The following is a 24419-nucleotide window of genomic DNA, read 5'->3' on the forward strand; positions in this document are numbered from 1 at the left end:
CTGCGGACTGTGCATCATACGCCAAGCCCATGACAGCGCCATAGCCGGCGCCGCGCTGCATCTGGCTTCGCGCCAACGGCTAGGGCATACTGCGCACTGCACTCGACCCCTGAACGTCGACCACTGAGCCCCGGCCCATGTCTCATCAGCCCGAAACGCTAGACCTGAATCCCGCCACCGACGCCGTCACCCGCGCGTTGCAGTGGCTGGAGGAAATCGGCGAGCGCGAAGGCTGGCCGCCCAAGCTCGCGTTCGGCCTCACCCTGAGCGTCGACGAAGCCCTCACCAACGTGCTCTCGTATGCCTTCGCCCCGGCCGGGCCGGCCCACGTGCCGGCCGTGCGGCTGTCGTATGCACGCGACGGCGCCGACATCGTGATCGAGATCGCCGACAACGGCGTGCCCTACGACCCGACCGCGTCCGCCCCGCCGGCGCTGGCCGACAACATCGAGGACGCCGACATCGGCGGCCATGGGGTGCGCCTGATGCGCCATTACCTCGACGAGTTGCGCTACGAGCGCCGCGGGGAATGGAACCATTTGCGCCTTGCCGTCCACTCAGCCTGACTGAAGCGTCCTGGCGCACCGGAACCGCCCTGCGCGGACCGGCGCGAAGCCGCCGGCCTCCACGGGCCGGCGCCCGGCCGCCCGCATTTGCCCGACGCCGGCCCCCAACGCCCGTGCCAGGCGCCAGACAGGAGTGTTGCATGTCTCGCAAGTCCCCCGCCGCAGCGCGACCCGGCCGCCGGCCATGAGCGCCGCCCTGCCTCCCTCCCCGCGCGTGCTGGCCCGTGTCGACGCAGGCGCGATCGCGCACAACCTCGGCGTGCTGCGCCACTGGATCGGCGGCGCGCCCGGCCGCGCGCCGCGCATCTGGGCCACCGTCAAGGCCGATGCCTATGGCCATGGCCTGTGTCACGTGCTGCCCGGCCTGGCGCAGGCCGACGGCCTGGCCGTGCTGAACCTGAGCGAGGCGCTGGCCTGCCGCGCCGCCGGCTGGCGCGGTCCGCTGCTGGTGTACGGCGGCCTGCAGGATGCGGCCGAGGTCGAGCGCCTCACGCTCGACGACCTGCACCTGGTGATCTCGCACGCGGCGCAGCTCGACTGGCTGCGCGCGCGCGACCTGGTCCACACCTACGCGCCCTCGCTGTGGCTGCGCTTTGCGGGCGATCTCAATCTGTCCGGCTTCGATGCCGCCGAATACGCGCCGGCGCATGCGCGTGCGCAGGCCCTGGTCGCGCTCGGGCATGCACGCGCCGTGCATCACATGAACCACTACGCCGCGGCGGAAGACGAACAGGGCGTGGCGCAGGCCGACGCGGTGTTCCGCCGCGTGATCGCGGACCTGCCCGGCCTGGTCTCCACCAGCAACTCGGCGGCGCTGGCGCGCCATCGATTGCATGCGGGCGCAACCGATTGGGTGCGGCCGGGCCTGGCGCTCTACGGCGCCAGCCCGCTGGCCGGCTTCACGGGCGCAGGCCTGGGACTGCGGCCGGCGATGTCGCTGCACAGCCGTCTGATGGCCACGCGCCAGGTGCCGGCGGGCACCAGCCTGGGCTATCGCGGCGCCTACGTGAGCGAGGGCGAGATGCGCGTGGGCATGGTGAGCTGCGGCTATGCCGACGGCTATCCGCGCCAGGCGCAGACCGGCACGCCGGTGCTGATCGACGGCGTGCGCACGCGCGTCGTGGGCCGCGTGTCGATGGACATGATGGCGGTGGACCTCGGCCCGGTGCCGCACGCGCAGCCGGGCGCCGAGGTGTTGCTGTGGGGCCCGGCCCTGCCGGTGGAAGAGGTGGCGGCCGCGGCCGGCACCATCGCCGCCGACCTGCTCACGGGCCTGACGGGCCGCGTGCCGGTGGCGCCGGCGGCCTCGTCTCAGGCCGCGGCCTCCTCGCGGGCGCGCGACGGCGCGAACAGCAGGAACAGCGTCGTCGCCACCAGGTAGATCACGCCCGTGATCGCCAGGCCGGCGCCCATGCCGGCCGCACCGAACATCGCCCCCACCACCAGCGGACCCGCCATCTGGCCGAGCTTGTCGGCCGCGCGCATCACGCTGGTGGCGCCCGCCGCGCCGTAGCGCTGCACGTCGGGCAGGGCCAGCATGTAGGGCGATTGCGAGGCCCCGGCGAAGCAGCTGGCGAGTGCCAGCAGCAGCACCGCGACCGCGGCCGCCGCCAGCCCGCTGTTGAAGTACAGGCCCAGCATGCCGATGCTGCCGATCGCGCCGCCGAGCACGATCCAGGTCTTCTTGATCGACGAACGATCCACCAGCCGGCCCATCAGCGGGCCCACGTAGATCACGCAAAGGCCATAGATCATCAGCACGCGGCCGATGCTGGACGCGGCCACGCCCTCGGCCTCGAGATAGAGCGGCAGCGCGAACGACAGCAGGCCCACCTGCGCGACCGAGAACGGGATCACGCTGCCCACCAGCAGCATGCCGAAGTCGCGCGTGAACAGCAGTTGCAGCGTGGCCCGCAGGCGGCCGCCGGCCGCGGCCACCGCGCGCGGCGCGGGCGCCGGCGTGGCATTGGCTGCGGGCGCAACCATGCCGGCGCGGCCCATGTACGGGCGCATCAGCACCAGCACGCCCACCAGCGGCAGCACCAGCATCACCGCGCCCACGCCGAACACCGCGCGAAAGCCCATCTGCTCCATCAGCATCGCGCCCACCGCCGCCCCCGACAGATGGCCCGCGAACAGGCCCGCGATCACGCCGGTCATGTTGCGGCCGCGATACTGCGCTGGGCTGCGCGTCACGATGAAGCCCTGCAGGCCCATCCAGGTCAGGCCATAGCCCAGGCCGACCAGGCCGCGTGCCGCGGCGAACAGCGGCAGGTTGGGCACGAAGGCGCACACGATCATGCCCAGGCACGACACCGCCAGGCCCGCGAGCACCGGGGTCTGCCAGCCGCGCTTGTCGGTCAGGCCGCCGGCCAGCAGCGCCGTGAGCAGGCCGCAGCCCATCTCGACCGAAATCGGCAGCGCCAGCAGCAGGTTGGCGGGCAGCTCCAGGCCGCCCGTGGGCAGGCTGCGCGCATACAGCGGCAGAAAGCCGAGCGGCAGCGCCCACGCAAACAGAAAGCCGAACATCACGGGACGCGCGATGCGGCCGATGTCGGAGCTGCCATCGGGCGCGAGCCGCGCGCCGTCGGCGGTGCGGCCGCGCGAAGCGAACGCGCGGTTCATCATCAGCGTCAGCAGCAACAGCATCTCGATGGCGGCCACCAGCGCCACGCCGACCACGGTGATGGCATCGAGCGCACGGCTGCGCACGCCGGCGGCGATCACGTCGCCGGCCAGGCGCACCACCAGGCTGCCCTGCGCGGCGGGCCGGTCCCGCTCGGCGCCGAGCGGCAGCACCAGCGTCAGCTCGCCGGGCTGCGGCACGGCGGCGGGCTGGCCCTGCACCGGCAGCGCGCCGCTCGCGTCGGCGCGGTTGAGCACGCGCCCGTCGGCGCCCACCAGCTCGATCGAGGCGATGGCCGCGGAGGTGCTGGCCAGGCGCGCGAAGGGTTGTTCGACGCCGCGCAGACGATCGATCGACAGGCCGTAGCCGAGCACGCGGTTGAGGTCGCGTTGCAGGCCGTCGGCCAGCACGGTGACGTTGTCGCGCGTGACCTGCAGCGCCGCGCTGCGGAAGGTCGACACGGTGTAGGCGGCGTAGATGCCCTGCGCCAGCACCAGCGCGAGCAGCGGCACCACGAAGCGCGTGCGGCCCCCGGCCGCCAGCGTGGTGAGCGGAATCGCGTATTTGAAGACGGCGGCCAGGCCAAGGCCCACGGCCAGCGTGACCAGCACCAGCACCTTGATGTTGTCCCACAGCATGGCGCGCCCGCCGGCCGCATCGCGCGCCACGGCCAGCACCACGGCGCCCAGGGTCTGGCCGCGCTCGGCCAGCGGCACGGCCACGGCCACCTGCGTGTCGCCGAGCGCGACGAGCGCGCCGGAGGATCGGCGCGTGATCGCGGTATCGCCCGCGGTCAGCGGCCCGCCGGCCAAGGCCTGCGCCAGCGCGGCCGCGGCCGGCACCGGTTCGCCCAGGCCCGCCACCGCGCGGCCGTCGCGCATCAGCACCACCGCGCCGCGCACGTCGCGCGAATCGCGCAGGCCATCGGAGAGGGTTTCCTTCAGGCCGAAGTACTGGCCCAGCGGCTTGCCCAGCCGCAGCCCGTTTTCGACGTTGCCCGCCATCTGCCGCGCCACCACCTCCACGCGATCCGCGGTGGTGTCGGCGATCAGTCGGTTGAGCGCCGACAGGCTCAACGCGCCGATCAGCGCCTGCGCCAGCAACAGCACGGCCAGGCAGGCCAGCGTGAGTTCCAGCACCGGACGGCGGCGCAGTCCATCGAGGACGATTTGCAAAGGTTCACTGCGCTTGACGACGGAGTCTGGAGCCATGATTGGTAAGTAGACGCAAACATTCAACACATAGCTGCCAATGGTATTTACAATTGCAGCACTTTGCATCCTCTGATACGCAAATTGCATCCCCCTGTTTCAACCAACAGGCCTTGCGCCCCCATTTAACTTGTCCATGCTCCGATCGCTGCGCAGCAAGATCTTCATCCTGATTCTTGCGATTCTTTTCGTCGTGGCGACCATCGTCATGCTGGTATCCCAGCGTGACGTGACCCGGACCGTGCGCGCCGGCGAACTGCACGCGGTGAGCAACGTGATGGACCTGTTGATGCGCGACACCAGCGCGCGCTGGTCGGCGCTGCTGGACGACAAGTTCGCCGCCGCCCGCGGCGGCCGCCACCAGCTGGTCGAGGTCGCCTCCACCACCCTCACCATGCTCAACATGTTCGCCGACCTGGCCGAGCGCGGCGTGGTGACGCCCGGCGCGGCCAAGGGCATGGCGCGCAACTGGATCAACCAGCTGAAACTGTCGGGCCGGCGCTACGCCTTCGTGTACGACGCCACGCATTCGGTGCTGGCCAGCGGCAACCGCAACATGATCGACCTGGACATCTCGTCGATCGAGGACATCAAGAACCGCCGCCTGGCGCAGGCCATGTACGACGAGAGCCGCCAGTCGGGCCACGGGTTCGCGTTCTATCGCTGGAAGGTGCCCGGCAGTGCCGGCGAACCCGAGGCGCGCTACGGCTACTTCGGCTATTTCCGGCCCTGGGACTGGGTGTTCGTGATCTCGTTCGACGCCCAGGACATGATCGACGAGGTGCAGGCGCGCCGCCGCAAGGCCGAGGAAGCCGTGCGCGCGACCCTGTCGCGCCTCACGCTGGCGCGCACCGGCTTCGTGTTCGTGGTGGCCGACGACGGCAGCCTGGTGGTGGCGCCGCCCGCCGAACAGGCCAACCTGCTCGACATCGAAGACCGCGACACGCACCACACGCTGCGCGGGCTGCTGCGCGCGGCGGGCACCGAACAGCCGATCTCGTTCGCCTTCGACGGCGGCGCGGCCGGCCGCTACGAAATGCAGGCGCAGCGCCACAAGCCGCTGGGCTGGACCATCGTGGCCGCGGTGCCGGAGAGCGATCTCACCGCGCCCGCGACGCAGCTGATCAACCGCCAGGCCATCATCTTCGGCCTGGCCCTGCTGGGCGCCCTGCTGTTTGCCTGGGTGGTGGCGAGCCGCATCGTGCGCCCGCTCGGCATCCTGACGCGCTACGCCCGCGAGCTGCCGCTGCAGGACCTGACCGCGCCGCGCGCCGTGCCCGAGGCCGTGTCGTCCCTGCCCGCGCGCCTGCACGACGAGGTCGGCCGGCTGGCCGAGTCGTTCCTGTTCATGGACCGCAAGCTGCGCGAGAACATCACCCGCCTGATGCAGGAGACCACCGCGCGCGAGCGTTTCGAGAGCGAGCTCAACATCGCGCGCGACATCCAACTCGGCCTGCTGCCCGTGCCGCTCGAATCGCACACGCGCAGCCTGGTGGACCTGAACGCCGTGATGCAGCCGGCCAAGGAAGTGGGCGGCGACCTCTACGATTACTTCATGCTGCCCGACGGCCGGCTCTGCCTGGCCATCGGCGACGTCTCCGACAAGGGCGTGCCGGCCGCGCTGTTCATGGCCGTGACGCGCACCCTGATCCGCGCCACCGCCGAAGACGAAACCGATCCCGCGCTGATCCTGCAGAAGATCAACAACCGGCTGTCCGAGAACAATCCGAACATGATGTTCGTGACGCTGTTGCTCGGCGTGCTGGACCTGCAGACCGGCGAGCTCACCTGGGCCAACGCCGGCCACCTGCCGCCCGCCGTGCTCGGCCTGGACGGCACGGTGCGGCTGCTCGAGGGCCGCAGCGGCCCGGCCTGTGGCGTGCAGGAAGGCCTGGTGTATCGCTCGCTGAACGCGCGCATCGGCCCGGGCGAGGCCCTGGTCGGCTTCACCGACGGCGTGACCGAGGCCGAGAGCAAGGAGGGCAAGCAGTACGGCGACGCGCGCATGCGCTACGTGCTGTCGTATCCGCCGCTCAGCGCCTCCGACATTTCCCGCCGCCTGCTCGACGACGTGCACGCCTTCGCCGATGGCGCCGAACAATCCGATGACATCACGCTGATCGTGATCCGCCGCTCATGATGAAGTCTCTCCACGCCCTGTTCATCAGCGCGGCGCTGGCCCTGCCCGCCGCCGCCCTGGCCCAGACGCCCGCCGGCCCCGCCGCGCCCGCCGCCCAGGCCAGCCACGTGTTCCCGACCACGCCCGCGCGCAAGCCGAACGGCGGCAAGTGGCGCCTGGGCTATTTCGAGAGCGGCGACTACGGCGAGTATCCGCGCACGCTCAAGGTCATCGTCAACGGCCTGCAGCAGCTGGGCTGGGTCACGGTGCCGGCCATGCCCGAGGGCCTGACCGGCCGCCAGATGTGGACCTTCCTGGCCGAACAGGCCAAGAGCGACTACGTGGAATTCGTGGCCGACGCCTGGTGGCAGCCGGGCAACTTCAACGCCCAGATGCGGCCCGGCACGCGCGCCGCCATCGCCGAACGGCTGGCGCAGCGCCGCGACGTGGACCTCATCATCGCCATGGGCACCTGGGCCGGCCAGGACATGGCCGCGCTGGGCGCACCGGTGCCGACGGTGGTGGCCTCCACCAGCGACGCGGTCGGCGCCAAGATCGTCAAGAGCGTGCAGGACAGCGGCCTGGACAATCTGCACGCGCGCGTGCAGCCCGAGCGCTACCAGCGCCAGGTGCGCCTGTTCTACGACATCGTGCCGTTCAAGACGCTGGGCCTGGTCTACGAAGACAGCCCCGAGGGCCGCACCTACGCCGCGGTGGACGCGGTCGAACAGGTGGCGCGCGAACTGAATTTCAAGGTCGAGTCGTGCCTGGCGCCCTCCAACGGCATTGCGCAGGAAGAGGCCACGCGCAACGCGCTGGACTGCTATCGCCAGCTCGGCCCGAAGGTCGACGCCGTGTACGTGACCGTGCACCGCGGCCTCACGCCCGCCTCGGTGAGCCAGCTCGGCCAGATCCTGCGCGAGGCCAAGGTGCCGAGCTTTGCCATGCTGGGTTCGGATGAGGTGAAGGCCGGCCTGCTGATGAGCCTGGCACAGGCCGATTATTCCTACGTGGGCCTGTTCCACGCCGAAACCATCGCGCGCATCTTCAATGGCGCGCAGCCGCGCCAGCTGAGCCAGATCTGGATCGATCCGGCCAAGATCGCCCTCAACCTGGAGACCGCGCGCGTGATCGGCTTCGATCCGCCGGTCGACATCCTGCTGGCGGCCGACGAGGTCTACGAGGCCAAGTAGGTACGGACCGACGCATGGAAAAGGCGCTGCCCCCCGGGCAGCGCCTTTTTTCATGCGCGTTCAGCCGGGCAACTGCAGCGCGCGCTCGCGATAAAAGGTGGCGCGCGGCGCCGAGCGCCACAGGCGCAGCTGCAGGTCGGCCGCCGTGGTGCCGCTCTCGACCACGTAGCGCGGATAGCGCAGCCAGTGGCGGTCGGCGGGCGCCAGGCCGGCCTGCGCCACCGCCAGCACCTCGCCGCACAGCGCGCGCACGCGCGCATCGTCCAGCGCATGGCGGATGGCCGGCGCGCGCAGGCCGCGCAATTCGAGCCAGCCCCACTGCCGCACCAGGGCCTCGGCCTCGTCGAGGTTGGCGAGCAGGCCGAGCTGCAGCGCCGAGGCGCCCAGGATCACCCCGGCGCCGACGTCGGCGCCGGCCTCGCGCAGCAACTGCGCGTCGGGGAAGACCGCACCGAAGGCGCGCGCCTCGATGTAGCCGTCGCAGCCGCAGGCCTCGAACAGCGCTTCCAGGCCGCCGGGCCGGTCCCAGGCCGCCAGCAAGTCGGGCAGCGCCGGCATGCGCGCCAGCCGATAGCGCCAGCGCGCGTCGAGAAAATGCGCGAACTGCGAATACACGAAGTGTTCGGCGCGCGGCGCGAGCATGACCCGTTCGCCCGTGTCGCCGCGGCGGCCCGCCCAGGCGGCCGCGCGCAGGAAGCGCCCGAGCGCGGGATCGCCCTCCAGGTAGACGCTGACCGCGGATTTGTAGTCGTCGCCGGCGTGCCACGACAGCGCCCGGCTCGCGGTGCCGGCGCCGTACATCCAGCGGAAGTGGTCGCCCAGGTCGCGGAACGGCCGTTCGGGCAGCTGCTGCAGGAAATGATCGCCGGCGAAACGCGCATGGCGGAACATGCGGTCCCACAGCGTCATGCGGTTTTCCTTCAGGCCGGTCTCGCGGCCGGCCTGCAACGGGCTGTTGGCGTAGAGCGCCATCAGGGCGGGCGCCAGCGCCAGGCTCACGTTGAGCGCGCGCACCGCCTCGCGTACCGGGACCGCGGTGCAGGGGCCGTTCTGCGCCTTGGCATCGATGCCGGCGCGATGCAGCCAGCCGCGATAGCCGGCCAGCTCGCGGTAGATGGGCCGCGGCACGCGCACGCGGCGGTACCAGTCCTCGTCGAGCGTGCAGTCGGGATGCTCCGAGGCATTGAGCACGAAGGCGGCGTCGGCCGCGAGCGCGGTGCGCACGTCGGCCAGCTCCTCGCGCACGGCGGCATCGAGCCGGTCCAGCCCGCCCGCGCCGCCGGCCACCGGGGCGAACGCCGTCTCGAGCAGGTTGAAGCCGTTGTCCAGGCCGCTTTCCCCGAGCGGGCCCGACACGCCGACCGCCACCTCGCCGATGCGCACCAGCGCGGCCGCCTGGCCCCGCTCGCGGCGCAGCCTGGCGAGGCGCTCGAAGTAATCCCGCACCGGCACGCTGGCGCCATCGGCGCGCCCGGCCACCGGCATTTCGAGCTCCAGCCCCAGTTTGGCGCCCGCGGCGACGCGCGCGCTGATACCCACCGACACGTTCTCTTCCCTGTGTGGCGCCGACCGATGACATACAATCGGCGCATGTTGAGCAATTGCCGGATTCCGGCAGGAACCAAAGCCCAGCGACGGTTACTCAGGCACTGACGGGTCAAAAAACCGAGCCGTCCTTCCTATCCACCGCGGGGTCTACTGGCCGCATGACAATCAATTCAGTATCCAATTCGCCCGGATTCGTCTCTCTCGACGCATTCGCGCAGGCCGCCGAAAAGGGCGGTGATGTGTATGTAACCGTTGTCGGCGAACAATTCCATGTTCTCGGCACGGGCACGACGCCCAGTGGCCGCTCGGTCGCCTGGGTGGCCACCGACGCCGACACCACCGCCATGTTTTCCGATGCGCTGTCCCGCACCTACGGCAATGGCATCGCCAGCACCGTGGCGCGCGAGCTCGGCATTGCCGGCGGCGCGGGCACCCCGCTGTCGGCCCGCACCATCACGCAGGCCCTCGACATGGCGCAGACCTCGCGCGATGCCCTCGACGGCGTCGACTTCATGACCCGCCTCGATCACAACGCCGCCGCCGGCTCGGCCGGCTTCCGCTCGGCCTGCGCCCAGCTCGGCATCGCCCCGGAGTCGCTGAGCGGCGCGCAACGCCAGGCCATCGACATGGCCATGGAACAGCGTTTCAACGCCGCCGCCCCGCAAGGCCCGGTCTCCGCCGAGCAGGCGCGCCAGTGGCTGGTCGAGCTGCTGCCCGCGGCCCGGCAAGAGGTCTGACGACCCGGCTCGCCGCGGCAGCGCGCACCTCCCCCGGCCAGCGTCATCACGGCGACATCGGGACCACATAATATTGCGTAATATTTCACTCTGGCGCGCGCCGATTGTTCCGACCCCGAGTGTTACACATCGAAATTTCAAATTCAAAAGATTGCGGTTTTGCCTGAATCTGTAGTAATTTCTCGCCAAATATACAAGCGGTAGTCGCACGTCCGACAATGAACCGCGCCCGCTCCCTCAACGATCCGTCTCAACCCGCCCATGGCCGCTCCCCTGGAATCGATCGCGACTTCGTCTGAAGTCCCTGCGCAGCCCCGCTGCGGCGACCAGGCATGGAGCGCGGCGGAAGACGACAAGCTGCTGCGCGACCTGGTGCGCGAACACTCGGGCCGCCTGCAGCGCTTCATCGTCAAGCACATCGGCAACACCAGCGATGCGGAAGACCTCGCGCAGCAGGCCTTCCTGGAAGCCGCGCGTTCGTATCGCTCGTTCCGCGGCGAGTCGCAGCTCTCCACCTGGCTCTACGGCATCGCGCTGAACCTGGTGCGCAATCACCTGTCGCGCTCGCCGCAACGCCGCTACGACTTCACCTCGGACGACGCGCTCGAGCAGCACGCCTCGGCCACGCCCACGCCCGAACAGGCCGCCGAACAGAATCAGAACATGCGTCTGCTGCAGGAAGCGCTGGCCGAGCTGCCGCCCAACATGCGCGACGTGCTGTTGATGGTGGGCATGGACGACGTCTCGTACGAAGAGGCGGCCGTGCTGCTCACCGTGCCGGTGGGCACCGTGCGCAGCCGCCTGTCGCGCGCGCGCTCGTCGCTGCGCGAGAAGCTCGCGCAAAAAGGGCTGCACCTGGACAACTGATCCAGGCGCGCCCTTCCCTCCCCTCGCTTCGTCAGCCGCCCGGCGTGCGGCCGGTATCCGGCGCGCCCTGCGGCTCGATGCGCAGGATCGGCCGGCCGTCGCGCCGCGTCGGCTCCGGCACCGGCAGCGACTCGATGTAGTCGGGCGACACGCGCAGCGGCATGCCGCCGCCGTTCACCGGCGCATTCGGCTCGAACACCACCTGCGTGCGCTGGCCCTGCGCCAGGTCGAGATACTGGCCGGCCGTCATCGGGTTGTCGATGCCGCCCCAGGTCAGGTTCATGGCCTGGCCCACGCGCGCCTGTCCGCGCGGCGGCGCGATCACGTCGCCGTTGATCGCAACCACGCGCGGCCGGATCAGGAACAGCCGCTCGCGCCGCTGCACCGTGGTGGACTTGCTCGAGAACAGCGCGCCGAGCAGGGGGATGTCGCCGAGCAGCGGCACCTTGTCCACGCGCTCGCTGTCCTGGCTGCTGTTGTAGCCGCCGATCAGCAGGGTCTGGTCGTTGCCGACCACGGCCAGCGTGCTGATGGTGCTCTTGCGCACCGTGGGCAGGCGGTCGATCTGGCGCTCCTCCTGGATGCGGCCGTCTTCGATGTCCACGGTCAGCTCGACCTCCGCGCCGCCCTTGCCGGAGATGTAGCGCGGCGTCACGCGCAGCGACGTGCCCACCGTGATCGGCGTGACCGTGGCCACGCGCTCGCCCACCGTCTGGATGTAGAAGGTGTCGGAGAGGTCGAGCACGGCGCCCAGGTTGTCGGTGGTGAGCACCGACGGCTGCGACAGGATGTTGGCCTGGCCCTTGCCCTGCAGCGCGCGCAGGCGTGCGGCCAGCGTGTTGCCCAGGCTGATGCCGATGGTGCCCGGCGCGAGGTCGGCGCCGCTCGACAGCGGCAGGCCGGTGGGCGCCAGGTTGAAGTCGCTGTAGCCGAACGAGGCCGTGCCGGCGCGCGCGCCCCAGGTCACGCCGAGCTCGCGCACCAGGTCCGAGTTCACGTCCACGATCATGGCCTCGATCTCGATCAGGGTGCTGGCCACGTCGAGCTGCTCGATCAGGTTGCGGTAGATCGGGATGCGGTCGGGAATGTCCTGCACGATGATGGCGTTCAGGCGCGAATCGGCCTGCACCGTGGGCTCGCGAAAGCGCAGGCCGCCGGCGCGCTGCACGCGTGCGCCGCCGGCCGCGGGCGCCGCCGCCGGCGCGGCCGCCGCGTCGCTGCCGGCAAACACCGGCGGCGCGTCGCGCAGCGGCGCCGCGATGGCGGCGAGCGTTTCATTGTTGTTGCCGCTGCCCGAACCGAGGATCAGGTTGCGCAGCACCGTGGCCAGCCCGGGCGTGACCACCTTCTGGTCGCGATAGCTGATGGTGCGGTCGTTGACCGAGGCGTGGCGCAGGCGGAACACCGCCACCTGCTGGCCGCCCGCGCCCATCGGCAGCGCGGCCACCGTGCGTTCCACCAGTTCGACGTAGCCCGGCGGGCCCGACACCAGCGCGATGCCCTGGTCGGGCAGCTCGCCCCAGCCGAAGCGCGGGTCGAGCACGCCGAGCTGCTGCAGCGCCTCGCGCAGCGACACGATGGAGCTGCCCATCGACGACACCGAGCGCGTGATCATGTCGCTGGAACGGCTCACGAACAGCGTGCCCGCATACACGAACCAGTTGAAGCCATAGACCCCGCCGAGCCGGTCCATGAACTCGGTCGGCGTGTTGGCGTTGAAGCGGCCGTTGACCACCCCGCTCACATTGGGCCCGAGCTGCAGCGACAGCGAGAAGCCGCCGGCGAACTCGCGCAGCACGTTCTGCAGGCTCTCTTCCTTGGCGTAGTAGCTGTAGGGCGCCATGGGCCAGTTCGGCGCCGCTTGGGCCGTGCCCAACAGGGCCAGCGACAGGACCCCCGCCAGAATGGTGCGCTTCAAAGTTCTTCTCCCCGGACCCGCGGTCCGTTTCGGTATGCCTGAATGAGGTTCATGCGTAGCGCCGCGCCACCGCCTGCCAGAACGACAGGGCGTTGGCGAACTGGCCCACGGCTTCGTCGACGTCCAGATCGCTGGCGTCGGGTCGGATCATCTGTTGCAGGCCGATGGCTTCCTCGGCCGGGTCCACCACCAGCGTGCTCGCATGGCCGGCCAGCATGCCGGCGGCGAACTGCCCCACTTCACCGAGCAGCTCGTCGCGCTCGCGGCCGGCGGCGGGCAGGCCCAGCAGGCGCGCGTTCAGCGCGAGCCAGCCTTGCGGCGCGGGCGTCAGGTGGACGCGGAAGCGCTCGTCGATCAACAGGGTGGCGCGGCCATCGGCGCGCACGGCGTCGGGCAGCTGGTGGCGCTGCACGTAGCGCTGGATCAGCGGGTGGGTTGCGGTATTCATTGCGGCTCCTCCGCGGCGGCGAGTTTGCGCACCAGGCGCAGCACCTCGGCCACCGGCTCGATCAGTTCGCTCGGAATGTATTGGTCGGGCTGCGCCTGCGCCATCAGGGCGCGGGCCAGCGGGATGTTCTGCATGACCGGCACGCCGGCCTCGCGCGCGGCCTGCATCATGGCTTCGGCCAGCGCGCCCTCGCCCTTGGCCAGCACCAGCGGCAGCGGGGTTTCCTCGGGTTCGTAGTACAGGGCGACGGCGAGGTGGGTCGGGTTGGTGACCACCACCGAGGCCTTGCGGGCCTGGCCGGTGGCGCCGTGCATCACCATCTCCTGGTGCAGGTGCTTGCGCTTGTGCTTGATGTGGGGGTCGCCCTCCATCTCCTTGTATTCCTGCTTGATCTCTTCCTTGCTCATCATCAGCCCCTTGCGGTGCTGGAAGCGCTGCCAGGCGAAATCGGCCAGCGAGATGATCACGTAGGCCACGGCGATGTTCACGATCAGCGTGCGCAGCATGCCGCCCACGCCGGTCTGCAGGCCGGCCAGGCCGCTGTAGGGCACCGACATCAGCTCGGGCAGCGCGTCGCGCACCACCACGGTGACCAGCGCCGACAGGAACGCGATCTTCAGCAACGACTTGAGGAACTCGACCAGGTTCTTCTTCGAGAACATGTTCTTCAGGTTCGCCATCGGGTTGAGCTTCTGGCCCGACGGCTTGAGCTTCTGGAACGCCAGCACGATGCCGACCTGCAGGAACTCGCCGAACATGCCCACGCCCAGCACGATCAGCACGAACGGCAGCAGCAGCGCGATCGCCTCGCGCAGGCCCGCGTCGAGCGCCTGCGGCAGGGCCATCTCGAACGGCATGCCGGCCAGGTCGGCGGGCAGCAGCAGGATGCGGCCGAGCGCCTCGATGATGTTCTGCGCGTTGCCGATCATGTAGCCGAACAGCGCCAGCACCAGCAGGGTCTGGGTGAAGTCCTTGCTGTGCGCCACCTCGCCCTTGTTGCGCGCATCGCGCAACTTCTTGTGGGATGGCTGTTCTGTCTTTTCGCCGCTCATCGCGCCTCCCGCCACTGGCTGTCGAGGAACGGCAGGATCGTGCTGATCTGGCCGGTCGCGTCATCGGCATACTGGAACAGCGTGCCCATGTAGAGCACCAGCACCAGCAGGGCCAGGCCGCTCTTGATCGGCATGGCCAGGAAGAACACCTGCAGCTGCGGCGCGAAGCGGCTCACCAGCGCCAGGCCCAGCTCGGCCAGGAACATCGCCACGATGGCGGGCGCGGCGAACAGCAGCACCAGCCGCGCGAAGCGGCTGAGCTGGTCCAGCATCAGCGGCACGTTGTCGCGCGACAGCGCCGGGCCCCATGCGAACAGGTCCCACAGCCGGAAGCTGTCGTACAGCATGGTGAGCATGAGGGTGAAGCCGCCGCCCACCAGGAAGAACACCATGAAGGCCTGGTTGAACAGGATGCCCATGGGCGAGGAGTCGTTGCCGGTGGCGGGATTGATGGTGGCGCCCAGGCTGGCGCCGCGCTGGTTGTCGATCACGAAGCCCACGGCCTCGAAGATCCAGAACGGGATCGCGACCAGGAACCCCATCGCCACGCCCACGAACACTTCCTTGCCGACCAGCAGCACCAGATCGATCCAGGTCGGGTCGAACGCGGCATATTGCGGCGTGAGCGCGGGCACCACGATCAGGCCGATCGCGGCGGCCAGCGCGTAGCGCAGCATGCCCGGCATGTTCTGGCGGCTGAACAGCGGCAGCATGACGCAGAGCGCGAGGATGCGCGGCTGGGTGAGCGCGAGCGTCCCCAGGAAAATCTTTGCCTCCGCATACGTCACGCCTGAAAACATGGCCGGTCTCTCCTAGTGAATCTTGTAGAAAAGATCGAACACGGAGATCGTGAAGTTGTAGAGCTCGCCGCTGATCCAGCGCGCGGTGAGCATCAGCGTGGCGAACACCGCGATCAGCTTCACGGCGAACGACAACGTCTGCTCCTGGATCTGCGTGAGCGCCTGGAACAGCGAGAACAGCGTCCCCACGATGGCCGCCACCGCGATCGGCGGCAGCGACAGCCACAGCACCAGGTACAGCGCCTGGGTCATGTATGAAACGAGATCGACGGTACCCATCACGTATACGACAGCACGAGGCCCTGGATCAGGCGGGTCCAGCCGTCGACCATGACGAACAGGAACAGCTTGAGGGGCATGGAGATCGTCACCGGCGAGACCATCATCATCCCCATGGCGAGCAGGATGTTGGAGACGATCAGGTCGATGATCACGAACGGCAGATAGAGCAGGAAGCCGATCTGGAAGGCGGCGGTCAGCTCCGACAACAGGAACGACGGAATCAGCACCAGCAGATCGTCTTCCTTCAGGTTGCGGGCCTGGGCCTCGCCCCACAGCGTGCGCGCGGTGCGCATGAAGAAGTCGCGCTGCTCGGGCCGGCTGTTCTTCAGCATGAAGCCGCGCATCGGCTCGGCGCCGCGGCCGACGGCCTCGAGGATGCCGGTGAGGCGGTCTTCCTCGGGCGTCGCGGCGGGGGTGCTGTTGTCCAGGTGCAGCATGCCGCCGGTCTGTTGCTGCGGCGGCGCCTGGCGCGCGGTGGGCGCGGGCGCCGACTGGGCCTGGCCACGGCCGACCGAGCGCAGTTCCTCGCTCATCTGCATCACCACCGGTCCCATCACGTAGGCCGACAGGATCAGCGCCAGGCCGTAAAGCGCGATGTTGGGCGGCACCTGCTGCACGCCCAGCGCGTTGCGCACCAGCGTGAGCACCACCGCGATCTTCAGGAACGAGGTCGTCATCACCACGGCCAGCGGCACCAGCGCCATGAGCGCCAGTACCACCGCCAGGGTGATCGGATCATAGGAACTCATGCGGCGCCCGGTCCCAGCGTTGCGAGCACCACGCCGATGCGATCGTCGATCTGCACCAGGTTGCCGGTGCCGACCAGCGCGCCGTTGGCGCGGATCATGACGGGGCCATCGGCCAGCGGCCGCTGCAGATCGAAGGTGGCGCCCACCTGGAGGGTCTGCAACTGCGCCAGCGTGATGCGGCGCTCGCCCAGGTCGAAGGTCAGATTGACGGGGATGTCGGCCAGCGCCAGCGGGGCGGCGGGGGCCTGCGCCTCGGCTTGCGGGGCGGCGTCGGCTTGCGGTTCGGTCATGAGGGAGGTCCAGCCTTGGGTCACGATGTAGGTTGATGCGTCGGCGCGCACGCGCAGGCCCTGGCCCTGTCCGGCGGACAGCCAGAGCTCGCCCTGCTCGCTCACGTAGTAATGGTCGAGCAGCAGCACGTCGCGCGGCTGCAGCGTGGCCAGCGCGCTCGCGGGCAGGCGCGTGGCGCCGATGTCGGCCCGCAGCAGCACCGGCAGCGCCTCGAGCGCCAGGCCGTTGCGCGCGATCGCGCCCTGGGCCAGCAGGCCGGCCAGCAGCAGCAGGCCGAGCCCGTCGGCCGCGAGCCGCGCGTAGACCGTGGCGCCGCTGCCGTTGGCGCGGGCGCTGAGCGTCCAGAGGTGCGGCAAGGCCGGCAGTTCGGCCTCGGCGGCGGTGACGCGCGCCGGCCCGGCGGGCGAGAGCCCGGCCACGCTTTCCTGGATCTCGGCCAGCAGGCCCTCCAGCGCCAGCGCGGCCAGCGCGTCCGGCAGCGGCGCGGGCGCGAGCTCGGGGTGGCGTTCGGCCAGCCAGGCCGCGGGCGCCGCGCGCGGCAGCGTGAGGTGCAGGCGCGCGCCGGCCCATTCGATCTCGGCGCCGAAGGCGTCGCCGGCCAGCAGGCCGTCGGCCACGCCCGGCGTCAGGCTCACCTGCCACGCCCCCGGCTGGGGGCCGCCCTGTCCGAGCACGATGTCGAGCGCGGCGCCGTGGCGGGCCACCAGGTCGAGCGCGCGGGCCTCGTTGCCCGACAGGCGCGGCAGGCGGGCGGCGAGCTGTGCCGGCGCGGCGGCTCCGGGATTCAGGTCCAGGCTCGCGCTCATGCGAGGGATATCTTCTTCTGGGAATTTCACGGCGAACTCGGTTGCACGCCGCCGCCCTCGGGCTCGGCGCGTGATTCAGTCAGGCAAAGGTCTTCGGGATCGTCGGTGCTCACCTGCACCAGCGTGGGCCGGGCCAGCGCGGCGGCCAGGTCGGCGGCCAGCCCGGGCGCGGCGAGATTGAGGCGCTCGCGCGACGATTCCACCCGGCACACGAAGGCGGCCACCACGCGGCCCTCGTCTTCCTGCACCGATACGGTCACGCCGGGCAGCACGGCCTCGTCGAGCGTGACGCTGACTTCGCGCCGCCCCGATCCGCCCTCGCCCACCCGCAGCTGGCTGGCGGCCGCGAGCAGGTGCTCGCGCAGGGCCGCGCGCAACGCGGCGTCGGCCGGCGTCTCGACGCGGGCGGCCGCGCCCGCGAACAGGCCGAAGGCGCCGGCGGGCGGCGCAGGCGTGTCCTGCTGGCCGCGCCGGGCGGCCGCGTCGTCGGCACCCGGGGCGTCCTCGCCGAGCGCCCGTTCGAAGGCCTGCCGGTCGCCCTCGCGCGCCTCGCGCCGCGTGCCGGCGCCGGACTGGTTCAGGTCGGGCAGGCCCTGCGCGATCGCCGTGTCGAGGCTGATGTGGCGGTCGATGCTCATGACGGCTCGTACTCCTCGTGCTGTTCCCAGTCGTCGCGGTCGCGCGCCACGCTGGCGGCTTCTTCCATTTCCAGGTCTTCCTTGCGCTCGGCCTCGCGCAACTGCGCATCGAAATGCGAGCGCGCCAGCTCGACGAACTTTTCGCTCATGCGCGTGGCCTGCCGATGATCGTCGCGCCGCGCCTGCAGCGCGCTCTCTTCGCGCTCGGCCGCCGCGCGCGCCGCGTCGAGCGCCTGCTCGTGCTGGCGTTCGCCTTCGCGCAGGCCGGCCACGTCCTGCAGCACCGACTCGATCTCGCGCACGCGCACCGTGCGCCGGCACAGGTCGCCGTAGAGCTCGCGCTCGTGCGCGTCGGCCCAGCCGCGAAAGTCGTCCAGGCTGCGCAGCGCGGCCTGTTCGCCGTCGCGCGCGTCCTGCAGCACCTGACGCTGGCGCGCCACCGCGATCTCGGCCTGGCCTTCGCGAAAGCGCTTGATGGCCAGCAGTTCGTCGAACATGCTCATGCCGGCCCCACGATCTGCTGCATCCGTTCGAGCGCCTCGGCCAGCGTGGTGCGCTCATCGGTGCGCTGGCGCAGAAAGGTGTTGATGGCATCGATGCGATCGATGGCCTCGTCGGTCACCTTGTCGCCGCCGCGCTTGTACTCGCCGATCTTCACCAGCAGCTCGACCTCCTGGTACTTCGCCATCAGCTCGCGCAGGCGTCCCGCCATGCGCTTGTGCTCGGGCGTGATCACCGCGTTCATCACGCGGCTGGCCGAGGCCAGCACGTCGATCGCGGGATAGTGGTTGGACGCGCCGAGGCGGCGCGACAGCACGATGTGGCCGTCGAGGATCGAGCGGGTCTCGTCGGCGATGGGTTCGGTCATGTCGTCGCCCTCGACCAGCACCGTGTACAGCGCGGTGATCGAGCCGTGCTGGTTCATGCCGGCGCGCTCCATGAGCTTGGGCAGCGTGGCGAACACCGAGGGCGGATAGCCGCGGCGGGTCGGCGGCTCGCCGGCCGCCAGCCCGATCTCGCGCTGGGCGCGCGCAAAGCGCGTCACCGAGTCCATCAGGAACAGCACGCGCTTGCCCTGGTCGCGGAAATACTCGGCGATGGCGGTGGCCACGTAGGCCGCCTTGGCGCGCTCCATCGACGATTTGTCGCTGGTCGCGCACACGATCACGCTCTTGCGCCGGCCCTCGGGGCCGAGTTCGTGCTCGAGAAACTCGCGCACCTCGCGGCCGCGCTCGCCGATCAGCGCCACCACCGTCACGTCCACGTCGGCGCCCTTGACCAGCATGCCCATCAGCGTGGACTTGCCGCCGCCGGCCGCCGCGAAGATGCCCATGCGCTGGCCTTCGCCGCAGGTCAGCACGCTGTCGAGCGCGCGCACGCCCAGCTCCAGCGGCTTGGAGATGATGCGGCGCGTGAGCGGATCGGGCGCCTCGGCAAACACGGGATAGAACTTCTTCGCCTCGAGCGGGCCCAGGTCGGCCTCGTCGAGCGGGCGGCCCAGGCCGTCGAGCACCCGGCCCAGCAGCCCGGGGCCGACCGGCACCATGTGGGCGCGGCCGGTGGGGATGACCTCGGTGGCCGACGAGATGCCGTACATGTCGCCGATGGGCGTGAGCAGGGCCGCGTCGCGCGCGAAGCCCACCACCTCGCCCTTCATCTCGAAGTCCTCGCCCGGATTGCGCAGGATGCAGACCTCGCCCACCTTCACGGTGGGCACGACGGCCTTGATGATGGTGCCGACCACCTGCGTGACCCGGCCCTTGATGCGCAGGGTCGGCGTGTCCTGCAGCGCGACCTCCATCATCTCGGTGATGTAATCGAACTGGCGCATGGCCGCTACACCCGGCTGCCCAGCGTGCGCTGGAACGCGTTGCGCAGGGCCTGGAACTGGCTTTCCAGGCTGGCCTCGACCATGCCGATCTCGCTTTCCAGGATGCAGGCGCCGCGCGCCAGCCGGCCGTCGGCCAGGATGTCGAGATAGCCCACGCCGGGATAGGCGGCCAGCAGGTCGTTGATGCGGGCGCGCACCACGTCGACCTCGGCCGGATTCAGGCGCAGCGTCATCTGCTTCTGGTTGCGCACCACGGCCAGCGCGTTGCGCACCACGATCATCACCTTCTCGCGGTCGTCGAAACCGTCGATGACCTTGCGCACCGACGCCATCACGAGGTCGACCATCTCGTTCTCGACGCCGGCGAAGTATTCGATGGTGCGGCCCACCGTCTCGATCATGCGTTCGGCCTGGCCCATCAGCGCCTCTTCGCGGCCGTCGGCATAGCCGCGCTCGCGCTCGGCATCGAACGCCGCCTGGGCGCCGGCCTCGATGGCACGGGCGGCCTCCTGCGCCTGCGCCAGCAGCGCATCGGCCTGGGCCAGCGCGGCATGATCCGCGGCCCGCAGGATCTTGTCGGCGGGGTCCAGGCGCGGCCGCTCGGCGGCCTTCAGGCCAGGGTGGGGAAGGAGGAAGCCCATGTCGGTTCAGCGTGTTTGAGTACATCGAGCGCCAGCGCCAGCGCGGCCGGCGCGGCGAGCGGCGCGGCAGCCGCCGGCACGGCGGGCAGTTTGAGTTCGGCGCGCAGCGCCAGGGCGTCGCCGCCGTCGGACAGCGCGGCGCGGGTGGCGGCCAGGCCCAGTTCGTCCACCGCGGCCACGGTGCGTGCCAGCGGCCAGCCGGCCGACTCGGCGATGCCGCTACGCGCCAGGGCGTCGTGACGCGCCAGCGCCAGCACGTCGGGGCCGAGCGTGCCCAGCACCTCGCGCACCTCGGCGCCGGAGATCATGCGGCGCAGGCGCGGCGCGCACAGGGCCGCGCCCACCAGCCGGGCACAGCGGCCGAGCCGGTCGGGCGGCAGCAGCGCCAGCGCGAGCTCGGGCCGGGCGCCGTCGAGCACGGGCCGGCTGGCCAGCCCGAGGCGGGCCAGGATCTCGCCCGACCAGAGCCGGTGCCAGGCCGTCTCCATGCCGGCGGGCGCGGCCGCGCCGGGCGGCGCATGCTCGGCCAGCCGGCTCGGATGCAGGGTGCGGCTGGGCAGCTGGTTGAACTCCAGCATGCGCGCGCCGAACAAAGCCTCGCTCATGCCGCGCCGCCGGCCGTGCCGGGCTCGCGCCGCGGCGCCAGCGCCGGCTCGCGGCTGCGGCGCACCAACAGCCACACCAGCACGCCGCCCAGGCCCGCCACCAGCAGCGCCAGCACCGCCACGGCGGCCCACAGGCCGGTGGCAGGCACCGCCACCGGCGCCTGCGATTCGCCGGGCGCGGCCGGCTGCGCCGAGACCAGCGCGATCGACACGCGGTCTTCGGTGAGGCCGGGGATGGCGTGCGTCACCAGCTTGCGGATCTGCGGTTGCAGCGCGTCCAGGTTGTAGCCGGTCTGGTGCTTGATGAAGACGGCGGCCGTGGACGGCGTGGTGTTCTCGCCCACGCCGCCGCGTTCGGGCAGCACCACGTGCACGCGCGCCGCCAGCACGCCGTCCATCTGCGACAGCGTGTTGGTGAGCTCCTGCGACAGCGCATAGATGTAGCGCGCCCGCTCCTCCAGCGGCGAGGACACCAGGCCCTCCTTGCGGAAGATCTGGCCCATGCCGTCGAAGCGTTCGCGCGGCAGGCCGCGCGAACGCAGGATGTCGAGCGCGCGCGCCACCTGGGCGCCGTCGACGGACACCGCGACGCCGGCCTTGGTGACCGACTTCTCGGCGCGGATGCCCGAATCGAGCAGCACCGACAACAACTCGTTGGCCTCGCTTTCGCTGGCCGCGGAAAACAGCTCGACGCGCGAACCGCAGGCGGCCAGCAGCGCGATCAGCAGGGCCGCCAGCGCGACGCGCACGGACTTCCAGGAAAGCAGATGAAACGGTACGGCGTGCATTAGGACATCCTGACCAGCGTGTCGATATTCTGGGTGGTGCGGGCCACGGCCTTGCCCACCAGTTCGTATTGCACCGACACCTGCAGCAGCTCGCCCTGCAGGCGCAGCATGTCGGACAGCGAGCTCTGGGCGCCGAGACGGTCGAGGTTGGCGGCGATGCCCTGCCACTTCTGCGAGAAGTCGCCGGTGGTCGATTGCAGGCCGGACAGGATCTGGCTGCCGAGCGTGGCCGGGGCGGCGCCGTCGGCCGGGGCCGCGAACGCGGCCTGCAGCGCGGCGTGCACGCCGGTGGGCGCGCCCACCTCGGGATCGGCGGCGCCCATCACGCGGTTGAAGCGCTCGGTGGCGTCGGCGCTGGGCTGCACCGCCGGGGTCTTGAGCGTGTCCAGGGCCGGCGAGAGCGCGGCGGAAAGCGCGGAGATGTCCATGGGGTTCCTAACGCGTCGTGGATTCGGAGGTCGGGGAAGCGGCGGCCGGCGCTGCGGGCAGGCCGAGCAGCGCACGCGCCAGGGCGGCGCCTTCGCCGTCGCCGTGCGCGCAGGCCTGCAGCAGGCGCGTGCTTTCGCCGCTGCGGCCGGCCAGCTGCAGCGCGAAGCCGCGCCAGGCGGCCAGCAGCGCCGCCTCGGCGGGCGGGGCATCGGCCATGCAGGCCTCGCCCTGTTCGAGCACGGTCACGGCCTCGGCGGCGCGGCCCGCGTTCATGCGCGCCACGGCCAGGCCGAGCCAGGGATAGGCACGCCGCGGCCGGATGCCGCGCAGCGCCTGGAAGATCGCGTCGGCGTGCTGCACGTCGCCGCGGCCGGCGGCAAGAAAGCCGACCTCGGTGAAGAGCCGGGCCTCGTCCGCATCAAGCACAAAAGCCGCCTCGTGAGAGACGGCCGTTGCGGACATGCTGTGAGACGTATCACTCATGGGTGCGCGCCCTCATGCGTGCGCCTCCTTGGTGAGCGCCGACAGCAGTGCCTGCGCGCGCGGCGCCAGGCCGGCATGGGCCGCGTCCTCGCGTGCGCTGGCCAGCACCAGCTCGAGCGAGGCGCGCGCCGCGTCGAGCTGCGCCTGGGCCAGCTGGCATTCGGCCACGCGCAGCGTGGCTTCCGCCGCGGTCGGGAACAGCACGCCGATCAGCGAGTAGATGCGGATCGCCTCGTCGTAGCGCGCTTCCATCTGCAGGCACAGCGCAAGACCGGCCAGGTAGTGCTTGCGGGTCGGGCCGTATTGCGACAGGAAGGCGAACACCGGCAGTGCCTGCGCGTACTGGCCCTGCGCCACGTGGGCGTAGGCCAGCGCGTAGATCACTTCGAGCTGCTCGCTGGTCAGGCGCTGGCTGCCCGGCAGGGCCGCCAGGCCGTCGAACAGTTCCTGGCCGAAGGCCGACCGGGCGGCGGTGGAGGTAGGGGTAGACACGTTGTTTGGCTCCGTATTCGATTTGGCTCAGACCATCGCCCGCTTGCCGATGTTGGCCGTGACCTGGCTCATGCTGTCGGCGGCGGCGGAGATCATCTTGCTGACCATCTGCATGCCCTCGTCCATGGCCTGCATCACTTCCTTCATCTTTTCGCGGTCCTCTTCCATCGAGGCCTGCAGCTTGACCATCATGGCCTCGAGCGCCTTCTTGTCGGCCAGCACCTTGTCGGCCGCCTCCTGCGCCTTGGCGCTCTGGATCGACTCGGCGCCGGTCGCGACCTGGCCCACGCCCTTGGCGATGGCGGCGGCGCCCTGCGCCACCTGGCCCGCCGTCTTGGCGGTGTCGGCCACCGTCTTGGCGGTCTGGGCGGTGACGTTGCCGGCGATGTTGGTGGCCGAGGACACCGCGCCCGCGCCGAACGAGGCCACCGCCATCACCACGCCCACCGTGATGGTGGCGGCCAGGCCGATCGCCATGGCGATGTAGCCCGCGGTCTCCGGATCCGCGCCGGCCACGGTGGCGATCGCGCCGGCCATCTTGCCCAGCGCGCCGGGCTCGACCAGGATCGCGCCGGTCAGCAGCATGGATGCGCCCGCAACGATGTTGCCGATCTTCTCGGCCAGCTCGGGCTCCACGCCGAAGGCCTGCAGCAGCTTGCTCACGGCCTGGGTCACGAGGTTGCTGATGCTGATCTCGGGACCGCCGCACTCGGTGGATATCTGGGTGGCGAGCAGCGACACCGCGCCGGTGACGGCGATCGCGGCCAGCGCGATCATGGCCGGTCCGGCCGCGCCCCCGGTCACCGCCGTGGCGGCCACCGCGGCCACCACCATCAGCGCGGCCGCGATGGCGGCGACGATGGCGCCGATCCAGCCGAAGATCTTGCCCAGCAGGCCGCCCTTGTTGGCTTCCTTGCTCTTCTGGATCCACTCGTCGATCTTGCGCGTCTGCTCTTCGTTGTTCTTGGCCTGCTCGATGCGGTTGTTCTCGATGTTTTCCTTGGCCGTGCGCAGCTGCGCCTCCTGCGTCTTGCCCTGCAGGTTGCGCAGCAGGTCGACCATGTCGGCCGGCGAGAACTGCTTGGTGGGCGCGGCCAGCGCCGGCTTGCCGTTGGCATTGATGACGCCGTCGCCCCCGGCCGCGCGGGTCTGGGCGATGTCGGCGGCCCATTGCGAGGCGAGCGCGGCCACGTCGATGTTGGCGCTGCGCACCACGTTGGCGGCCGCATCCAGGCCCGCGGTTTGCGGCGTCTGGCCGCCCGCCAGGGGCGAAGGCGTATTCCGGATGTCCATGAGAGG

General features: G+C 70.7%; 25 protein-coding genes. 6 read left to right on the plus strand and 19 right to left on the minus strand.

What is annotated here, in order from left to right:
* The first annotated feature begins 137 nt into the window (after window positions 1-137).
* Together CEG14_RS19610 and alr are read left to right on the plus strand one after the other, a co-directional pair.
* Entirely contained in the window at window positions 138-566 is a 429-nt protein-coding gene (locus CEG14_RS19610) for an ATP-binding protein (RefSeq protein ID WP_094828062.1), read from the plus strand.
* A gap of 184 nt (window positions 567-750) precedes the next feature.
* Window positions 751-1947, plus strand: a complete 1197-nt coding sequence (alr, locus tag CEG14_RS19615; RefSeq protein ID WP_094828063.1) for an alanine racemase — start codon at window positions 751-753, stop codon at window positions 1945-1947.
* Here alr and CEG14_RS19620 read toward each other — a convergent pair.
* Entirely contained in the window at window positions 1878-4367 is a 2490-nt protein-coding gene (locus tag CEG14_RS19620; protein ID WP_256985849.1) for an MFS transporter, read from the minus strand. The two genes, alr and CEG14_RS19620, sit on opposite strands and share 70 nt — an antisense overlap.
* 172 nt (window positions 4368-4539) lie before the next feature.
* Here CEG14_RS19620 and CEG14_RS19625 point away from each other — a divergent pair, with 172 nt between their 5' ends.
* Window positions 4540-6543 (plus strand): SpoIIE family protein phosphatase, encoded by a 2004-nt coding sequence (locus tag CEG14_RS19625; RefSeq protein ID WP_255032436.1) that lies wholly within the window; start codon window positions 4540-4542, stop codon window positions 6541-6543.
* Window positions 6540-7715, plus strand: a complete 1176-nt coding sequence (locus tag CEG14_RS19630; protein WP_094828064.1) for an ABC transporter substrate-binding protein — start codon at window positions 6540-6542, stop codon at window positions 7713-7715. The genes CEG14_RS19625 and CEG14_RS19630 overlap by 4 nt, the downstream gene beginning before the upstream one ends.
* A gap of 60 nt (window positions 7716-7775) precedes the next feature.
* Here the strand turns inward: CEG14_RS19630 and CEG14_RS19635 are convergent, their stop codons facing one another.
* Window positions 7776-9248 (minus strand): glutamate-cysteine ligase family protein, encoded by a 1473-nt coding sequence (locus CEG14_RS19635; protein WP_094828294.1) that lies wholly within the window; start codon window positions 9246-9248, stop codon window positions 7776-7778.
* 254 nt (window positions 9249-9502) lie between these two features.
* On the opposite strand from CEG14_RS19635, the gene CEG14_RS19640 reads away from it, so the two are divergent.
* Window positions 9503-10000: a hypothetical protein gene (locus CEG14_RS19640; protein WP_256985850.1), complete on the plus strand. Its 498-nt coding sequence runs from the start codon at window positions 9503-9505 to the stop codon at window positions 9998-10000.
* Between the two features lie 261 nt (window positions 10001-10261).
* Window positions 10262-10867 carry an RNA polymerase sigma factor gene (locus tag CEG14_RS19645; protein WP_094828066.1) on the plus strand — a complete coding sequence of 202 codons (606 nt, stop codon included), beginning with the start codon at window positions 10262-10264 and terminating at the stop codon, window positions 10865-10867.
* A 31-nt stretch (window positions 10868-10898) separates the two neighbouring features.
* On the opposite strand, the gene sctC is transcribed toward CEG14_RS19645, so the two are convergent.
* The 17 genes from sctC to sctE form a co-directional block, all read right to left on the minus strand.
* Window positions 10899-12785, minus strand: a complete 1887-nt coding sequence (gene sctC / locus CEG14_RS19650; protein ID WP_255032438.1) for a type III secretion system outer membrane ring subunit SctC — start codon at window positions 12783-12785, stop codon at window positions 10899-10901.
* Between the two features lie 49 nt (window positions 12786-12834).
* The gene (locus CEG14_RS19655) at window positions 12835-13233 is read right to left on the minus strand and encodes a CesT family type III secretion system chaperone (RefSeq protein ID WP_094828067.1); all 399 of its coding nucleotides are present in this window, start codon (window positions 13231-13233) and stop codon (window positions 12835-12837) included.
* Complete coding sequence (sctU, locus tag CEG14_RS19660; protein WP_094828068.1) at window positions 13230-14285, minus strand: type III secretion system export apparatus subunit SctU; 1056 nt, start codon at window positions 14283-14285, stop codon at window positions 13230-13232. Before sctU ends, CEG14_RS19655 begins: the two co-directional genes overlap by 4 nt.
* Complete coding sequence (gene sctT, locus CEG14_RS19665; RefSeq protein WP_094828069.1) at window positions 14282-15085, minus strand: type III secretion system export apparatus subunit SctT; 804 nt, start codon at window positions 15083-15085, stop codon at window positions 14282-14284. The genes sctU and sctT overlap by 4 nt, the downstream gene beginning before the upstream one ends.
* A gap of 12 nt (window positions 15086-15097) precedes the next feature.
* Window positions 15098-15364 carry a type III secretion system export apparatus subunit SctS gene (gene sctS, locus CEG14_RS19670; protein ID WP_094828070.1) on the minus strand — a complete coding sequence of 89 codons (267 nt, stop codon included), beginning with the start codon at window positions 15362-15364 and terminating at the stop codon, window positions 15098-15100.
* On the minus strand, window positions 15364-16116 hold the full coding sequence (locus CEG14_RS19675; RefSeq protein ID WP_094828071.1) for an EscR/YscR/HrcR family type III secretion system export apparatus protein: 753 nt from the start codon (window positions 16114-16116) through the stop codon (window positions 15364-15366). The genes sctS and CEG14_RS19675 overlap by 1 nt, the downstream gene beginning before the upstream one ends.
* Window positions 16113-17213, minus strand: a complete 1101-nt coding sequence (sctQ, locus tag CEG14_RS19680; RefSeq protein ID WP_256985851.1) for a type III secretion system cytoplasmic ring protein SctQ — start codon at window positions 17211-17213, stop codon at window positions 16113-16115. The genes CEG14_RS19675 and sctQ overlap by 4 nt, the downstream gene beginning before the upstream one ends.
* 26 nt (window positions 17214-17239) lie before the next feature.
* Window positions 17240-17851 (minus strand): hypothetical protein, encoded by a 612-nt coding sequence (locus CEG14_RS19685; RefSeq protein ID WP_094828072.1) that lies wholly within the window; start codon window positions 17849-17851, stop codon window positions 17240-17242.
* Window positions 17848-18354, minus strand: coding sequence for a type III secretion system stalk subunit SctO (sctO, locus tag CEG14_RS19690; protein WP_094828073.1), 507 nt, complete (start codon window positions 18352-18354; stop codon window positions 17848-17850). Before sctO ends, CEG14_RS19685 begins: the two co-directional genes overlap by 4 nt.
* Entirely contained in the window at window positions 18351-19682 is a 1332-nt protein-coding gene (gene sctN / locus CEG14_RS19695) for a type III secretion system ATPase SctN (RefSeq protein ID WP_094828074.1), read from the minus strand. Before sctN ends, sctO begins: the two co-directional genes overlap by 4 nt.
* A gap of 5 nt (window positions 19683-19687) precedes the next feature.
* Window positions 19688-20323, minus strand: coding sequence for an HrpE/YscL family type III secretion apparatus protein (locus CEG14_RS19700; RefSeq protein WP_094828075.1), 636 nt, complete (start codon window positions 20321-20323; stop codon window positions 19688-19690).
* Entirely contained in the window at window positions 20293-20928 is a 636-nt protein-coding gene (locus CEG14_RS19705) for a SctK family type III secretion system sorting platform protein (RefSeq protein ID WP_094828076.1), read from the minus strand. The genes CEG14_RS19700 and CEG14_RS19705 overlap by 31 nt, the downstream gene beginning before the upstream one ends.
* The gene (gene sctJ, locus CEG14_RS19710; RefSeq protein ID WP_256985852.1) at window positions 20925-21716 is read right to left on the minus strand and encodes a type III secretion system inner membrane ring lipoprotein SctJ; all 792 of its coding nucleotides are present in this window, start codon (window positions 21714-21716) and stop codon (window positions 20925-20927) included. The genes CEG14_RS19705 and sctJ overlap by 4 nt, the downstream gene beginning before the upstream one ends.
* The gene (gene sctI / locus CEG14_RS19715; RefSeq protein WP_094828077.1) at window positions 21716-22144 is read right to left on the minus strand and encodes a type III secretion system inner rod subunit SctI; all 429 of its coding nucleotides are present in this window, start codon (window positions 22142-22144) and stop codon (window positions 21716-21718) included. Before sctI ends, sctJ begins: the two co-directional genes overlap by 1 nt.
* Before the next feature lie 7 nt (window positions 22145-22151).
* A complete protein-coding gene (locus CEG14_RS19720; RefSeq protein WP_094828078.1) occupies window positions 22152-22571 on the minus strand; it encodes a hypothetical protein in 420 nt (139 codons plus the stop codon).
* Window positions 22572-22640: 69 nt separating this feature from the next.
* A complete protein-coding gene (locus CEG14_RS19725) occupies window positions 22641-23120 on the minus strand; it encodes a SycD/LcrH family type III secretion system chaperone (RefSeq protein WP_255032440.1) in 480 nt (159 codons plus the stop codon).
* Between the two features lie 27 nt (window positions 23121-23147).
* Window positions 23148-24413, minus strand: coding sequence for a type III secretion system translocon subunit SctE (gene sctE / locus CEG14_RS19730; protein WP_094828079.1), 1266 nt, complete (start codon window positions 24411-24413; stop codon window positions 23148-23150).
* Window positions 24414-24419: the final 6 nt, after the last annotated feature.

It is taken from the genome of Bordetella genomosp. 1 (assembly GCF_002261335.1).
Lineage (GTDB): Bacteria > Pseudomonadota > Gammaproteobacteria > Burkholderiales > Burkholderiaceae_B > Bordetella.

What these genes read in the sequence shown, in the direction of transcription:
- CEG14_RS19610 (WP_094828062.1), top strand. Translation starts at nt 138, where the DNA reads ATGTCTCATCAGCCCGAAACGCTAGACCTGAATCCCGCCACCGACGCC.
- alr (WP_094828063.1), top strand. Translation starts at nt 751, where the DNA reads ATGAGCGCCGCCCTGCCTCCCTCCCCGCGCGTGCTGGCCCGTGTCGAC.
- CEG14_RS19625 (WP_255032436.1), top strand. Translation starts at nt 4,540, where the DNA reads ATGCTCCGATCGCTGCGCAGCAAGATCTTCATCCTGATTCTTGCGATT.
- CEG14_RS19630 (WP_094828064.1), top strand. Translation starts at nt 6,540, where the DNA reads ATGATGAAGTCTCTCCACGCCCTGTTCATCAGCGCGGCGCTGGCCCTG.
- CEG14_RS19645 (WP_094828066.1), top strand. Translation starts at nt 10,262, where the DNA reads ATGGCCGCTCCCCTGGAATCGATCGCGACTTCGTCTGAAGTCCCTGCG.
- CEG14_RS19655 (WP_094828067.1), bottom strand. Translation starts at nt 13,233, where the DNA reads ATGAATACCGCAACCCACCCGCTGATCCAGCGCTACGTGCAGCGCCAC.
- sctU (WP_094828068.1), bottom strand. Translation starts at nt 14,285, where the DNA reads ATGAGCGGCGAAAAGACAGAACAGCCATCCCACAAGAAGTTGCGCGAT.
- sctT (WP_094828069.1), bottom strand. Translation starts at nt 15,085, where the DNA reads ATGTTTTCAGGCGTGACGTATGCGGAGGCAAAGATTTTCCTGGGGACG.
- sctS (WP_094828070.1), bottom strand. Translation starts at nt 15,364, where the DNA reads ATGGGTACCGTCGATCTCGTTTCATACATGACCCAGGCGCTGTACCTG.
- CEG14_RS19675 (WP_094828071.1), bottom strand. Translation starts at nt 16,116, where the DNA reads ATGAGTTCCTATGATCCGATCACCCTGGCGGTGGTACTGGCGCTCATG.
- sctQ (WP_256985851.1), bottom strand. Translation starts at nt 17,213, where the DNA reads ATGAGCGCGAGCCTGGACCTGAATCCCGGAGCCGCCGCGCCGGCACAG.
- CEG14_RS19685 (WP_094828072.1), bottom strand. Translation starts at nt 17,851, where the DNA reads ATGAGCATCGACCGCCACATCAGCCTCGACACGGCGATCGCGCAGGGC.
- sctO (WP_094828073.1), bottom strand. Translation starts at nt 18,354, where the DNA reads ATGAGCATGTTCGACGAACTGCTGGCCATCAAGCGCTTTCGCGAAGGC.
- sctN (WP_094828074.1), bottom strand. Translation starts at nt 19,682, where the DNA reads ATGCGCCAGTTCGATTACATCACCGAGATGATGGAGGTCGCGCTGCAG.
- CEG14_RS19700 (WP_094828075.1), bottom strand. Translation starts at nt 20,323, where the DNA reads ATGGGCTTCCTCCTTCCCCACCCTGGCCTGAAGGCCGCCGAGCGGCCG.
- CEG14_RS19705 (WP_094828076.1), bottom strand. Translation starts at nt 20,928, where the DNA reads ATGAGCGAGGCTTTGTTCGGCGCGCGCATGCTGGAGTTCAACCAGCTG.
- sctJ (WP_256985852.1), bottom strand. Translation starts at nt 21,716, where the DNA reads ATGCACGCCGTACCGTTTCATCTGCTTTCCTGGAAGTCCGTGCGCGTC.
- sctI (WP_094828077.1), bottom strand. Translation starts at nt 22,144, where the DNA reads ATGGACATCTCCGCGCTTTCCGCCGCGCTCTCGCCGGCCCTGGACACG.
- sctE (WP_094828079.1), bottom strand. Translation starts at nt 24,413, where the DNA reads ATGGACATCCGGAATACGCCTTCGCCCCTGGCGGGCGGCCAGACGCCG.